This window comes from Reichenbachiella sp., from assembly GCF_965223055.1.
Taxonomy (GTDB): Bacteria; Bacteroidota; Bacteroidia; order Cytophagales; family Cyclobacteriaceae; genus Reichenbachiella.
In genome coordinates this window covers 422093-437657 of record NZ_CBDCVM010000012.1, presented here as the reverse complement: position 1 = coordinate 437657, position 15565 = coordinate 422093, and the positions used below count along the sequence as shown (strand labels likewise).

The following is a 15565-nucleotide window of genomic DNA, read 5'->3' as shown; positions in this document are numbered from 1 at the left end:
ATGATTTAGCGGACAAGATACTCAAGTGCTTCCTTTTCTGTATCAAATGGCTGAAGTCCTTTCTTTCCTGCAAATAACCTGTTGAACACTTTGAGTAAAACCTTTTTTCCTCCATTCAATCCAACAATAGCTCCTTTAACTGTCAAATGCTCAGTTTTCTCTCCTAATCTTCCAGCTTGTTGCAGAAATTTCTTGGTGGCAAATGCATCAGAAATATTTGTTAAAGTCAGATATGGTTTGTTTTCATCAAGAATAGTTTGTTCAGCTTCTTTGAGATAACCAATCATTTGTTGTTCTGATTGACCTCGGTAGTCTAGATAGATGATTTCCTTTCCTTGAAAATTGATTTTTTGCAATCCTGGCATGTGTAATAGTGCTTCAATTAATTAAGATTTTCTAAAATAGAAAAATTCATTTTTCTACGCAATATCATTCGCTGTTTGGGTTGGAAACCAATGACGATTAGTCCTATTTTTGCCGCCTTTATTTTCAACTTCAAAAAATTATAAAACATGAAAATCTGGTATCAGTGTAAGGCAAAATATTCAAAAGAAAACGAAGAAGGTATATTAAAGCAAACTTCAGAATTGCATTTGGTAGATGCTGTTTCGTATACTGATGCTGAGTCCAGAATATATGGTGCGATGGAACGTACAGTAAGTGGCGAGTTTCAAATCATGACCATTTCTAAGACCAATATCAGCGAGGTAATCAACTTTGAGGATGCTGATTATTGGTATAAATGTAAAGTCCAGTATTCTACTGTAGACGGAGACTCAGAAAAGGAAGTGAAAATTACGACTTATATCTTAACCAGTGCTGAAAGTGTGAAAGATGCCTATGAAAAGGTTGAAAAAAGTCTGGACAACATGCTTGTGCCGTTTGAGATTTCTAGCATTGCAAAAACTAACCTTGTAGAGGTATTCCCAGCAATGGATGAGGAAGAAATCCCTGACAACCTTACTCCAGTTTCAGAGATTCAGGAGGAGGAATCAGAAGAGGAAGAGGAATTAATCGATTGATTCAAAATTTCCTCAATATCATCATTGTCTATCAAGGTATCTTTTTTTAGTCGCTGATTGATATCAAAAAGAACAGCATCTACATCTTCTACCTGCTCTTTGATTTTTTCAATATAATCTTCTTTTTCTTTTGGCGTTAGATCTAGATTCATCAATTGGATTAATCCCTTGATATTGGCCACAGGAGCTCTCAAGTTGTGCGCATTCAAAAAAGCATAATCTGAGAGTTTTTTATTTTTCTCAACTAGCTCGTTCGTACGTTCTACTACTGTTTTTTCCAGATTTTCATTCAACTCGTTCAAAGAATCATTGAAGGCATTGAGCTCTTCTGCTTGCATAGATATCCGCTCGTTTTTCTCTTCTAGTTCCTTGGTGCGTTTTCTAACCAGTCTTTTGAGTTTCACTTTTTGAGTAATTAAATAAGAGGTGCGCAGTCTAATGATCGCCAATATCACCAAAAATATAAATGCCGCAAAAATTGCATACAAGGTTTTAGTTTGCCACCAGGGAGGGTGAATTATAATATCCAGTGTTCTAATGTTACTACTCCACAAGCCAGCATTGTTAGTCGCTCTTACTTGAAATTTATATTCACCTGAAGGCAAGTTTGTATATGTAGCAGCTCGTACATCTCCTACATCATTCCAGCCGGGGTCGAATCCTTCCAATTTATATTGATAACGGTTTTGCTTTGGAAAATTATGCTCATCCGCTGCAAATTCAAGAGTGAAAATATATTGTTGATAGTCGAATTCGAGTCTTTCAACCTGATTAATTTCCTTTTTCAATAACCCATCAGCATCTATCTCAACTAGTTTATTGAATAGTAGAAAATTGGTGAATAGAACTTTTGGTTCTGTAGTATTGCTTCGAACTTCACTTGGGAGAAAGGTATTTAACCCATTTACACCACCCATGAGAATTTCTCCACTTGAGATTTTTAAGCCTAGGTTATAATTAAACTCTTTTCCTTGCAATCCATCAGAACCATTATACTTTACTATTTTTTTAGTTTGTGGATCAAGGCTAAATAAGCCATTATTGGAGCTTATCCAAAGTACTCCCTTATCTTCAACTATTCCTTTTATTACATTGCTGGCTAATCCGTCCGATTGAAAGAATTTTTCAATTTTTTCAGTTTTTGGATCATACCTATTCAACCCTAATGTGGTACCTATCCAAATATTGCCATCTTCACTTTGACACATAGAACGAACCTCCCTATGACTAAATTTATAAGGATCTTCTAAATCTGAATAAAACCGTTTAGACTCTCGGGTTTCAGGGTTATATCGCAGAACTCCATGACCTCCAGTTCCTAACCAAATATTTCCTTGATCATCTTCCAATAAGCTAACAACATTAACCGCTGTGATGGACTCGTCATCGTCATACACGGTATAAATTTTTTGAATGCTCTCGGTTTCTTCATTCCAAAGATGAAGTCCACCTCCCAAAGTCCCAATCCATAAATTTCCTTTTCGGTCATTGAGTAGTGACCAAATATTACTGCTCTCCAATCCAGAATTTTCGGAATGAAAACATTTTACATTTTTAAAGTCTTTTTCAACTCTTGTCAGACCATCATTAAAAGCACCAACCCAGAGCACGTTATTGGCATCAACCACCACGGATTTAACAACCGAACCCCCAATATATCTCTCTTTTTTAGATAGAAATTCAAAACTATTAGTCCTGGGATTAAATAGATTGAGTCCGCCACCATCAGTACCTAACCAAACATTTCCTTGATTGTTTTCGGCCGCTGATAGAATAGAGCTATGGCTTAGTCCTAAAGGATCATATTTATTCTTACTATAATGAGCAAAATTCTTACTATTCACATTGAGAACAAAAATTCCATAGCCATAAGAACCTATCCATATATTACCATTCTTATCTTCATGAATTTCATATGACTTCTCTATTACATCTGTATCCAAATTTGAATTATCCAAAATAGTATGGAACAAACCGGTTTCTCTATCCAAAAATTGGAATCCAAATCCATCCATCCCAATCCAAAGATTGTCTTGACCATCTATAAACAAACTCCTGATATATGCCCGACCTAAGGAGCCTTTTGCGTTTGGTTTTACACCATAAAATGTAAATTCTTCACTTTCAGGTTCAAAGCTTAATAAACCTTTACTCTCCACACTTATCCAAACTGTGCCGTTTTTATCGGCGATCATATTCCTCACCTGCCCTTCAACCAATCCCTGAGATTCTCCGCCTTTAAATGTCCTGAGGAGCGTGCCAGACAAATCGAAAACAGAAATCCCTGTGTCTGATCCTACCCACATTTCTTGATTAGAGGTTTCCAAAATAGAATATACACGATTGTCTAGCAAACCACTGACTATTGAAGAGTCGGCTATGATTCTTCTGTTCGATTCTTTGATTGGGTCAAAAATATTCAACCCCCAATTAGTCGCAATCCATAATTTGCCATCACTCGACTCAACAATGCTTATAACTGAATTATGACTAAGAGAAGCACTATCCAGGTCATCATTCATAAAACATTTAAAATCATCACTATCTTTATTATATCTACAAAAACCGCCTTGCCTGGTTCCTATCCACAGAGTTTGATTTGAATCCTCAACAATACAGTTCATCTTGTTGTCAGATATCGAAGTACTATCGTCTGTGTCGTATTTGTATACACTGAAATTATACCCATCAAACCGATTAAGTCCATCATCTGTAAGGATCCAAATGAACCCATCGATATCATCAATTATTTGATAAACATTGCTTTGAGAAAGACCATCCTTGGTTGAAAATTGATTGAGATTAAATCTCTGATTTACTCCAGCCAACTGCGCAAACCCATAGTCAAAAATGAATAGGCTTCCGAGTACAAACAGATGTCTGAAATAATTTGCAATCATAAAAAAAGGGTTAGACTATAAATATAGTCAATCTTGATTCAATGATTTAAGATCTAGAATTACCTCATTCCATAAAAGTTAAGAAGACTCTAAGACAGAAATACTTACTACATCAGAATTCTACATGACGTAAAAATCACCTTTCTCAATGGCTACAGGAAGGTCGGTACTATCCATCAATTGCCTAATATTTGTGTGAATAGAATTAGCAATCAGGGTTACAGAAATATCTGTTGGTCTGTTTTCAAATGGGTCCTGAAGGAAGTAAGCTGTTTTTTCTAACAGAAAAAACGGAGCTGTGATGAGCATAAGGAGAGGAATATCTCCATACCCATCAGTTTCAGCCAACGTAATGGATAATAAAATAACAAAGATGTAAATAAACCAGTGTAGAAAAAGTCGATATGTTGTCGGGAAAACGGTGTTTTTAATTCGTTCTGCTTTTCCCATTGATTCACACAACCTCACTATGGTTTTATCCAACTGCATCTGCTGATAATCATTGATGCTTTTCGACCCATGCAAGGTGCTTAAATCCAGAGAGTGATAATCCAACAAACCTAGAGGAACATTCTTGTGCTTTTTTACTTTTTCTAGCTCGTCAGGCAACAAAAAATCATCTACTCCTTCTACAGGCGACAAATTTCTAAGAGATTGACCCAATGAATAACACCAAGCAATTTGGCGTTCGGCCATTCTATTTACAACTTCTGATTCCTGACTTTTAGTAAAGCTGCGAAGCTGTAGCACTAATGTTCTAGAATCATTGACAATAGCCCCCCAAATCTTTCGAGCTTCCCACCAACGTTCATAAGACTGACTTAATTTGAAGGCGATAACCAAAGATATAGAGGTACCCACCAAACCAGTAATATTGGGGGGAATGTTGGCTATATCATAATAACGATAGATTAAAACAGTAAGCACCGCCACACAGAAAACAAAGAACATATCTTTCTTCGTGTTCTTAAAAATATAACCTATTGGAATCTTGGTAGTAAGTAGCATAACGATCGCAACTTACAAAATAAATTGACTCAAATCCTTATTTTCTACCATTCCATCCAGCTTCTCTTGAACCTTCGCTTTATCGATTACAATTTTTGCGTTTGGGCCAATTTTATCTGGGATGTCAAATAAGATATCGTTGAGCAATCTGCTCATCACTGTGTGCAGCCTTCTAGCGCCTATGTTTTCAATTTCGGCATTGATATTGAAAGCAATAGAAGCAATTTCTTCTACTGCTTCAGCATTGAACGTAATATCCACGTCTTCAGAGCCAATTAATGCCGTATACTGTTTGGTTAAGGCATTTTTAGGTTCATTCAAAATTCTGACAAAATCTCCTTTTGTGAGATTTTCTAGCTCTACTCTGATAGGAAAGCGCCCTTGAAGTTCTGGAATCAGATCTGAAGGTTTTGCAAAATGAAATGCTCCGGCTGCGATAAATAAAATATGATCCGTGTTGATTACACCATATTTAGTGTTCACAGCACTACCCTCCACGATAGGTAGCAGGTCTCTTTGTACACCTTCGCGACTAACATCTGGGCCGCCTTTTTTAGAAGCTCCCACTGCAATTTTATCTACTTCATCGATAAATATGATTCCAGTATTTTCAGCCTTCTCAATTGCTTCTTCTTTCACCTCATCCATGTCAATCAGACGAGAAGACTCTTCTTCCAAAAGCAATTTTCGAGCATCGGCTATGGTCACTTTTCTTTTCTTAGACTTTTTAGGCATCATTTGCCCAATCATCTCCTGGATATTCATCATAGAAGTTTCATCCATTCCTCCTCCTCCTATCATACCCACACCACCTGTAGAGTTTTGACTCACACTGATGTCAATCTTGCGATCATCCAATTCTCCATTTCTAATTTTCTCGCGGAATCTCTCACGTGTTTTTTCGTTGAGTTCGGCATCGTCCACCGGAATAGTCTCCGTACTTTCTGAATTTGTAGTCAATGTAGATGGTGCCTTCTTCACTGGAGGAATCAATGCATCCAGAATAATGTTCTCTACAATCTCTTCAGCTTTTTCCTTTACTTTCTCTTTTTGGGTATGCTTGACCAAGCTGACAGACTGCTCTACCAAATCACGCACCATGCTTTCAACATCACGACCTACGTATCCAACTTCTGTAAATTTCGATGCTTCCACTTTCACGAATGGTGCGTCAGCGACTTTTGCTAACCGACGCGCAATTTCAGTTTTCCCTACTCCAGTTGCTCCAATCATCAAAATATTGTTCGGAACAATTTCACCTTGAATTTCGGTTTTCACATTCATCCTTCTCCAACGATTTCTGAGTGCAATGGCCACATTTCGCTTGGCGTCCTTTTGCCCGATGATGTATTTGTCCAACTCGGATACAATTTGCTTCGGGGTAAGATATTGGTCTTTATTTAACATTTTATATAATTGACTTTTTCTTAAATACTCTATTCAAATTACTGGTCAGGGTGAAATAACTACGCCCACTATCTACATGATAAGTAGTATACGTATATGAAAATTCAAAGGCTTTTATTCTCGCCATCAACCCCATAGACATACCTGACAACCCTGATTTTTCTGACAAACTCAATTCCTTTCTCACGAGATGGTTGTAGCCCAAACGCACATTTACATTTCTACTGAGTAAGACTTCTGTACCAATGTTGACATGCCGAAATATGCGATCCGCGATTCCTGGCTTACTACCGTTTGATGAATTTTCATCAGTGTAATTTTCATTTGGGTTAAGCAGATTATGACCTGTAAATGAGAACCTAAACGGCATGTGCTCGGGTTTGAATGTTACTCCTATTTGTAAATCAGTGGGCAAAGAAGAATTCGACGTGTCAGAATACTCAGACACCACAAACCCAAGGTTCTTAAATAGCACTGAAACCATGAATTCCTTCTCAGGATGAATGAATGCACCTCCGATATCAAAGGCTAATGCTGAGCTATTGTAAGTATAAATTCCTGAGTAAACGTACTTCAAATTTGCTCCCAATTTGAATACACCCAATTGATGACTATGCGAAACAATCACCGCGGTCTCACTGGCATCAAAACTACCTACTGAGTTGCCTGAAGGGTCATAACTATCGATGGAGCCATACCCCAAATGCTGTATCCCTATACCAAAAGTGCCTGCTTTGTCAAAGGTCTTAGCGTAGGCCAATGTGTTGTATTTTACATCAGCATAAAATCCTAAATAACTCCAAGAAATATGATTGTCATTGGCAGAATCTAGTAGCACGGGATTGGATAAAAATAAATTCACGTCATCGTCAGTAGACGAACTAATCACCCCTCCCAACCCGGCGACTCTCGCGCCAATTGGAAGGTCTAAATATTGAAATGAACGATCTACTTGGGCAAACAAAAAACCTGCTTGTATCCATAATAAAAAGACAAAAGCAAGTTTTTTCATATTCATATCTTTAAAGAGAGGTGTGTTCTAACTACGCTTTTTGTTCTGTAGTTACAAGTTCCATGGCATTTGGAACTTTCTGAGCCAGCAAAGCTACTTCCAAAACTTCTTCTACAGTTTCTGCGAAATAAAACTTCAAGTCCTTTACATACCGCTCATCTATTTCATCTATGTCCTTCTTGTTCTTTTGACAAAGAATGATCTCCTTAATGCCCGCTCGTTTAGCCGCCAAAATCTTTTCTTTAATTCCTCCGACTGGGAGCACTTTTCCACGAAGCGTGATTTCACCGGTCATCGCTAGCTTCTGCTTTACTTTTCTTTGTGTAAATACAGATGCCAAAGAAGTAAGCATGGTGATACCTGCAGATGGACCATCTTTTGGTACAGCTCCAGCTGGCACGTGTATGTGCAAGTCATAATTATCAAATACTCGATAATCCAAATTCAACTTCTCCGCATTGGATTTCAAATAAGAAAGTGCGGTCATAGCAGATTCTTTCATTACATCACCTAACTGACCAGAAAGTGTTAGTTTACCCTTTCCTCTGCTCAAACTAGATTCGATAAATAAGATCTCTCCACCGACAGATGTCCAAGCCAAACCAGTAACCACACCGGCGTGTTTGTTGTCTTGATAGAGTTCTTTGTCAAACACCTCTGCACCAAGAATTCTTCGAATTTCATCAGGAGTCACCTTTTTCTGATATTCTTCTTCCATAGCGATACTCTTCGCAGCATCTCTTACAACTGCTCCAACTTTTCGCTCTAAGTTTCTTACCCCTGATTCTCGTGTATAGTCATCGACCAATTTGGAAAAGGCCTTTTTATCCATGGATAGCTGACTTGACTTTAATCCGTGCTCCTTCAACTGCTTTGGCAGTAAATGTTTCTTTGCGATCTGAATTTTCTCTTCAAGCGTATAACCTGTGATTTCGATAATCTCCATTCTATCACGAAGAGCTGGCTGAATAGTATCCAATGAGTTAGCCGTAGCTATGAAGAGCACTTTAGACAAATCATATTCCACTTCAAGAAAATTATCCTTGAAAGTTTCATTCTGCTCAGGATCTAAAACTTCCAGTAAGGCTGATGATGGATCTCCCCTAAAATCAGAAGACACTTTATCAATTTCGTCTAAAACAAATACCGGATTCGAATATTTAGCCTTATTGATATTTTGAATCACCTTGCCCGGCATAGCGCCAATGTAAGTTTTTCTGTGACCTCGAATCTCTGCTTCATCATGCACACCACCTAATGACATTCTTACATATTCGCGATTCAATGCTTTGGCAATAGATTTTCCTAAAGAAGTTTTTCCTACGCCAGGAGGACCAAATAAACAAAGTATAGGCCCTTTCAGGTCGTTCTTCAATTTTCGCACCGCAAGGTACTCGATGATCCTATCTTTTACCTTTTCAAGTCCAAAGTGATCCTGATCCAATATTTTTTTAGCTCGCTTAAGGTCGAAATTGTCTTCAGAAATATCATTCCAGGGAAGCTCCACCAATAGCTCAGCATAATTCATTGCTACTGGGTACTCAGCAGCCATAGGATTCATGCGCTCGATTTTCCCCAATTCCTTATCGAAGTGCATAGCTACTTCTTCCGGCCAGTTTTTCTTCAAACCTTTTGACCTCAATTCATCCAGTTCTTGCTCTGCTCCACCTTGTCCCAGTTCATCTTGCAACACTTTCATCTGCTGTCGCAAATAATAATCCCTCTGTTGCTGGTCGATGTCAGTATTCACCTTATCGTGAATCTCGTGTTTGAGCTCTAATACCTGGATATCTTTCAACATGTATTTCAAAAGCGCCTCAGCTCTTTTGTTTCCATCATTGATTTCAAGCAATTTCTGCTTGTCCTTTACTTCAGTATTTATGTTGGAGCATAAGAAGTGCGTAAGGAATTTGAAACTGTTGATGTTCTCCAATGCAGCTTGTGCTTCTTTTGGAATCTCAGGATTGAGCTTCAATATTTTTTTCGCTGCGTCTTTCAACGAATAGATGATTGCAACAGTCTCCTTGTTTTCGTCTTCGACAAAATTTTCTGTTAACAAATCTACTTTGGCAGTCAAGTATGGGTTTTCTTGCACCACCTGTTTAATCTCCATTCGACTTTTGCCTTGTATGATGATCGTGGTATTACCATCAGGTAATACCAACATCTTCAATATTTTGGCAACCGTACCTACTTTGTATATCTCTTTCTCACCAGGATCTTCTGCGCTCGAATTCATCTGAGCCGCCACTCCTATGATTTTGTTTGTTCTGTACGCCTTTTTGACGAGTCTAATAGACTTAGACCTCCCTACAGTAATAGGAATGACTACGCCAGGAAACAAAACGGCATTTTTTAAAGGTAAAATCGGCAGTTCTTCAGGAAGGTCAGCCGGGTCCAATTCATCATCTTCTCCTGTCAAATCCAGCGGAATTAACTCCTCTGCATCCTCACTTGCCAGTTCTGAAAAAAGATAAGAATTATAAAAATTATTCAACTCCATAAACTATTCGCTCCAAAGCTGTCATATTGGCACAATTGCACGTAAACAGCTGGTCTATTTTTTAGTCGTACTATAATTACAATCGGTATGCCAAACTAACTATATTTAATCGTGGCTTTCATTCGTTATCAAAGTTGCCTGTACTAAATTTGAAAAACCTGATGCCATCCTAATCTAACTTAAGATAGCCGATGTGCATGTAACGAAAAAAGGAATTTTAATTGATTAAATTTTTATCTCAAAATATCTTCTTGCTTCTGAGTGTTCTGACACTGACCTGCACATCGTCAAATGCTCAACTATTGGGCAAAAAGAAGGAAAGCAGTGCACTTTTGCAGATAGACACGCTGGGCACAGAAGGCCAGTTCAGCATCTACAATTTCAAGAACATCAACAAAGTCAATGAGTACTATGATAAGTCCAAACTCAACCATATTCAGAAATTGGAATCAGAGAAAAAATGGTCTGAGCTTTATCCTGCGTTACAGGAGTATGTCATGCAATTCGGTATCAGAAATTTTTATATTGACACCTATTGGATTTGGCGACTAGCCAAATTGACAGAAGTCTATGGCACAGAAGAAGAAGCAACGGCGCTGTATAAGCTGGTACTTAGACACCACCATCAAAGTATAGATATTCGAGAGATCGAATTATACTACGACTCGCTCAACACCCAAGAGACTGATAATTTTGTTCCGCTCGATTACTACTACAAGCTGGTAGAGCATAGAAAAGCTATTGACACCATACGTCCGCCACGAGGTGTGTTGCTCAACATGGGAAGAAAGATCAATTCAAGACAAGCTGATTATGCACCTACACTGGGTATGGACAACCAAGTAATGATTTTCACCTCCAAGAGAAATGAACGATTTCAGGGACTGACCTACAGAAAAAACGAAGACCTGTTTATCTCTAAAAAAAATGATGGATATTGGGAATTGAGTACGGACTTGAAGGAAATCAATACGCAATTCAATGAAGGCTCGGCTTGCATATCGAAGGACGGCAAAACGCTTTTCTTCTCACGATGTGATTCACCAGGTTCCATGGGCAACTGCGACATATTTGAGGCAAAGCTTAATGAGGATAGCGTCTGGACTGATATTCAAAATATTGGCTTTACCGTAAACAGCGTAAGTTGGGATTCTCACCCAAGTTTATCGCACACAGAAGACACCCTCTATTTTGCTTCTGACAGGATCGGAGGATTTGGATTGTCGGACATCTATTTCACTTACAAAAATGACAAAAACGAATGGATGCCAGCCCAAAATTTAGGCCCTGTGGTGAACACTCGTAAAAATGAAGTGAGTCCATTCTATCACCCGAATTATGAAGTATTGTTTTTTAGCTCCAACGGCCAACTATTCAAGTTTGGAGAGTTCGACATTTACAAAACCTATCACGAAAATGATCAATGGAGCGAACCCATCAACATAGGGCCGCTGGTAAATGGCCGCGGTAGTGAGTTCTACTTCTCGATTGATTCAGAGTCTAAGGATTTATTTTATTCCCGATCTGCTACACATGATCTAAACATGCTGGACTTATACTCCTTCCCATTGCCTATGGAGGCGCAGCCAGAGGCATTAACTAAAATTTCAGGTTCTCTTACAGATTCATTGACTGGCAAACCGTTTACAGGAATCGTATCCGTCATAGACCTTGACGAAGGTACCGCCGTGGCTCCAAAGTATTTACGCCCTGATGGCAGCTTTGAGTTTGATTTGATCAATCACAGAAACTACTTGTTGATTATACAAGGGGATGAATTCTTCAGAATTGAAGAGATGTTCTATCTGGACGGACCGGTTCAGTTTCATGAAGTCACAGAACCTATCGCCAGTAAAGTCAAATTCGAATCCATTGAGTTCGATGCAGGACAAGCCACATTGAAAGTAGAAATGTATGGTGACTTGAACAAGATCATCAACTTCATGTATGACAACCCGGATTTCTATCTAAGAATCTCCGGACATACCGATAAATATGGTTCAGATGATTTGAACTTACAGCTGTCCAAGGACAGAGCACAGACCATACGAGATTATGTGGTCATATTTGGAGGTGTAGGCTCCAATAGGGTAGAACACAATGGCTATGGCAGTTCGCAACCTATCGTAGAAGAAGTGACTGAAGAAGATCGCAAACTCAATCGAAGAGTTGAGTTTGAAATTTATCGTCCGGCCATCAAAATAGAACAAGATATTGACAGTCAATTTGACGATCAGTAATCTATTATTGTGTATTACTTATCAGCTGATAAACAAATTCCAGTTCTGGCTTTTCTCCCGTTAAAATATCTTGAATACTCCTATCTACCACAAAATCAGGAATCACTCCCCTTCTTGAATCCTGGCCTTTAGAATTGATTTTGAAACGCCAGACAGGATAGGAAACCAATACCTCTGAAAACGGTAAACTGAATGTGGCTCGCCATCTACCATCAATATCACTGAACGTACCACCAGACTCTTGTCCCACGATTGCCCCAACTTTATGAGTCTTAGCTAATGCGAGCAAAATATTGGTAGCTGATCTCGACCTTCCACTAGAGATGAAGAAGACATTTCCGTCAAATCTATATTCTTGTTTTGGTTCGAAGGTTTGAAGAATATCCCCTTTTTGCAACGCAAAGCACGAGTCAGTGTAAGAGAAATTCTTCTTCGAAAATTTTAATTTTGAAGAGTTAGGTAGGCTGTTAGTAAAGCTATAATCGAGTGTTTTGGTGCTGACTTGACGGTAGATGTCAAAAGGATGATCGATCAAATAGGTCAACAACTCCGCTCCTATCATTTCCTCTCCTCCACGATTTTCTGAGACATCAATAATCAGATTACTGATGTTGTTTTCAGTCATGGATGAAAAACAATTCTTAAAGAAGGCTTTATAGTCATTGATGCTCTTATCCACTACCCAATAAGCAAAAGTGGTGATGGTAATCCGAGCTAGGTTCGCTTCTTTATCAATAACAAAAGTATATGGAGGGATGGGCTCCTGAGGAAACTTTGGAAAATCATCCGACAGTTTTTCACTACTTCCATTCAGCGTTAGGCTTTGAGCTACTTCTCCATCATCATAGACGACTTTAAACTGATTGCTCTGGCTAATATTTAAGTAATAAGCAAAGGAAAAGTTGTCATAACCAGACAATTCCTTGTACATGGCCGAATTATTACTCCCTGAATTCAGTAAGGAAAATTTTTCTAATGATCCAATTATAGATTTAACAGATTGGCCATTGATACTTTCTATCTCTTTTCCTATTAGATAATTATATCTCTCATTTCTGATTCCAGTCACGAGAATCTTGTCTTCCGTTAACAAAACTCGCAAAGGAAAAAGCTCAGCTTTGCTAGCCTGTCTCATTAAGCCATCTGGAGCACCCAGGTATGAGTGACTCTCACGGATCATGGCATGGACACGAGTCAATGCGCGGAAAAACTCCCATTCGCTTGTTTCAGCATCTATTGATTGCTCAATAGAATCTAATTGATCCCTAGGTGTGAATCTGTATAATGAAGGGTGTGTGTCTAATAGTGCTTTTTTGTAAAGCTTAAAATCTTCTTGAAAACTGACTGACTTTTGCGCCGATAAGTTCAACGTTAAAAGCAATCCAACAAAGAGATAAATCAGCTTCACAAAATTCAAGAAAGTATTACAGACCCAAACTCTTCATGTAAGCCTCATTATTTGAAGGACGACCAAGGAACTCTTCAACCGCTTCGACAATATCTCTTTGCGAACCATTGGCTAAGATCAGCTTGCGGTATTTCACGCCAGTGGCCTGGTCTTGCAAGCCGTTCTTTTCGAATACGCTGAACATATCCTGCGCATACACATCTGACCACAAATAGCCATAGTAGTACACCGGATGGGTATTGATATGAATCCAGCTGGCTTGAGGGTGCGTGCCTTCAACATATATGTCTTTTACGCCCAACTCAGCATCGATCTTCTTCCAGAGATCATCCGTAGGTATTTTGTTTTCCGGATTATATAAGTTGTAGAGGTTTAGATCATACATACATCCTCTCAATGAGCTAATGGCTGAATAGCCTGATCCAACGTTTTTCGCTTTCAGCATGTTGTCGAAAGTTTCCTTTGGCAACACTTCACCCGTTTCGTAGTGTTTGGCAAATGAACTTACCGTTTCGTAGTCCCATATCCAGTTTTCAAAAATCTGAGACATGGCCTCGGTAAAGTCAGACTTGGAATCAAACTGTAGCGAATACTCACCTTCATAAGCCATCTGATCCATGATATGACCAAACTCGTGAAACAAGGTACTCAACTCCCCATGACTCAATAATGAAGGAAGGGTTTCTGTAGGTCTGGTGAAATTGCCTAGCAACATCGCTTCCGGCACTTCGTACCCTCCAGGCTTTTGCTTCCCACTCACTAGAGGCACACAATAGAACCAAGTCTCCTTGTTCGGTCGTGGATAAAGATCCAGATAGAATCTGCCTTTAAGCTTTCCGTCCTCAAACACTTCATACATGTCCACTTCCTCATGCCACACACTTCCGTTTTCTACTTTTCTAAACTCATAGTTAAGCAGGTTTTGATAGACGGAAAACATGCCGGCCAGACAATCATCCATTGGTAGATAATTTCTAATCTCCTCGGAGTCAACATTATATTTAGTTTTCAATATCTCATTCTTATAAAAAGAAACATCCCAGGTATCGAGCGCCTCGTCGGTTCCATCATTGTAGGCTGCTCTGACTTGATCCAATTCTTCTAAATCAGTAATGGCTTTTCCTTTACTGGCATTTACCAGTCCATTCACAAATTCCCAAACATTCGTAGGGTTTTTGGCCATCTTGGGCACCAGGTAGTAATCGGCATAAGTATCATAACCCATCAACTGACCCAGTTCATATCTTTTTTGAACTAATTCGTCAAGAATGGACAAGTTTTTATCTGCTGCCCTATTGTAGAATTTGGTATAGTAATTTTTTCGAGTCATTTCTCTGGTGGCGTTCTTCATCACCGGTCCATTGGTCGCGTTGATCACCGGTATCTCATACCTTCCTTCTCCAGCTGCATAAGTTTTTTTAAAATTTTCTGGCAGGCCTTCAGCGCCTGTTTCATTCAGCACCAACAACTCATTGGCTGTATTCATATTGGTAGAATACTCAGCAGTCAGGTCATTGATTTCCTTATTCAATCTCTTGTAGGTCGCCAGATTCTCTTCACTCAACCCAACACCAGATAATTCGAATCGATCGATCAGATCATCTACCAACAGCTTCTTTTTGGCCGACAGACTCTCGTACTTTTCGGTTTCAGTATAGTCCACCATTTTGTTGTACAGGTCTTTGTCTGAATAGATACTGGTAAAGAGAGAATCGATTCGTTTGTATCCTTGCAGCCCGGTGGCTCGTATGGCTGAATCAGGAGATGTCCAGTGCATTAAATGGCTTTTGCTGTATGCCGTGGCAGCACTATTGCTCAAATCATCAAAAGCACCAAATATGTTATCAAAAGTTGGATTGCTGGCCGCTTTAATTTTGGAAACTGCGGCAGCCGATTGACTGATGGTGTATTCACCGTAGGCGGCTACGTCATCCGCAGTGACTCTTGCAAAATCAACTGGTTGGTTGAGTTCGACAACGAACGGGTTGTCTATAGTTTCGGTAGTTTCTGATGGCTGACACGCCGATACCAGCGCAAGGATAGAAAGACAGTATAAAAATCTCAT

10 protein-coding genes are annotated in these 15565 nt (G+C 39.1%); 2 read left to right on the top strand and 8 right to left on the bottom strand.

Annotated features, from left to right (window positions below):
• Positions 1-5: 5 nt before the first annotated feature.
• A complete protein-coding gene (locus tag ACOQO5_RS17210) occupies positions 6-365 on the bottom strand; it encodes a hypothetical protein (protein WP_420582925.1) in 360 nt (119 codons plus the stop codon).
• 147 nt (positions 366-512) lie between these two features.
• Here ACOQO5_RS17210 and ACOQO5_RS17205 point away from each other — a divergent pair, with 147 nt between their 5' ends.
• Positions 513-1022: a DUF4494 domain-containing protein gene (locus ACOQO5_RS17205; RefSeq protein ID WP_420582924.1), complete on the top strand. Its 510-nt coding sequence runs from the start codon at positions 513-515 to the stop codon at positions 1020-1022.
• Here the strand turns inward: ACOQO5_RS17205 and ACOQO5_RS17200 are convergent.
• The 5 genes from ACOQO5_RS17200 to lon form a co-directional block, all read right to left on the bottom strand.
• On the bottom strand, positions 980-3922 hold the full coding sequence (locus ACOQO5_RS17200; RefSeq protein ID WP_420582923.1) for a ligand-binding sensor domain-containing protein: 2943 nt from the start codon (positions 3920-3922) through the stop codon (positions 980-982). The two genes, ACOQO5_RS17205 and ACOQO5_RS17200, sit on opposite strands and share 43 nt — an antisense overlap.
• Positions 3923-4042: 120 nt before the next feature.
• Positions 4043-4930 (bottom strand): bestrophin family protein, encoded by an 888-nt coding sequence (locus ACOQO5_RS17195; protein WP_420582922.1) that lies wholly within the window; start codon positions 4928-4930, stop codon positions 4043-4045.
• Positions 4931-4942: 12 nt separating this feature from the next.
• Positions 4943-6337: an ATP-dependent protease ATPase subunit HslU gene (hslU, locus tag ACOQO5_RS17190; protein WP_420582921.1), complete on the bottom strand. Its 1395-nt coding sequence runs from the start codon at positions 6335-6337 to the stop codon at positions 4943-4945.
• A gap of 1 nt (position 6338) precedes the next feature.
• Entirely contained in the window at positions 6339-7349 is a 1011-nt protein-coding gene (gene porQ / locus ACOQO5_RS17185; RefSeq protein WP_420582920.1) for a type IX secretion system protein PorQ, read from the bottom strand.
• A 31-nt stretch (positions 7350-7380) separates the two neighbouring features.
• A complete protein-coding gene (lon, locus tag ACOQO5_RS17180; RefSeq protein ID WP_420582919.1) occupies positions 7381-9852 on the bottom strand; it encodes an endopeptidase La in 2472 nt (823 codons plus the stop codon).
• Between the two features lie 302 nt (positions 9853-10154).
• On the opposite strand from lon, the gene ACOQO5_RS17175 reads away from it, so the two are divergent.
• Complete coding sequence (locus ACOQO5_RS17175; protein WP_420582918.1) at positions 10155-12092, top strand: OmpA family protein; 1938 nt, start codon at positions 10155-10157, stop codon at positions 12090-12092.
• Positions 12093-12096: 4 nt separating this feature from the next.
• On the opposite strand, the gene ACOQO5_RS17170 is transcribed toward ACOQO5_RS17175, so the two are convergent.
• Together ACOQO5_RS17170 and ACOQO5_RS17165 are read right to left on the bottom strand one after the other, a co-directional pair.
• Positions 12097-13500, bottom strand: a complete 1404-nt coding sequence (locus ACOQO5_RS17170; protein ID WP_420582917.1) for a S41 family peptidase — start codon at positions 13498-13500, stop codon at positions 12097-12099.
• A 16-nt stretch (positions 13501-13516) separates the two neighbouring features.
• A complete protein-coding gene (locus ACOQO5_RS17165; protein ID WP_420582916.1) occupies positions 13517-15565 on the bottom strand; it encodes a M3 family metallopeptidase in 2049 nt (682 codons plus the stop codon).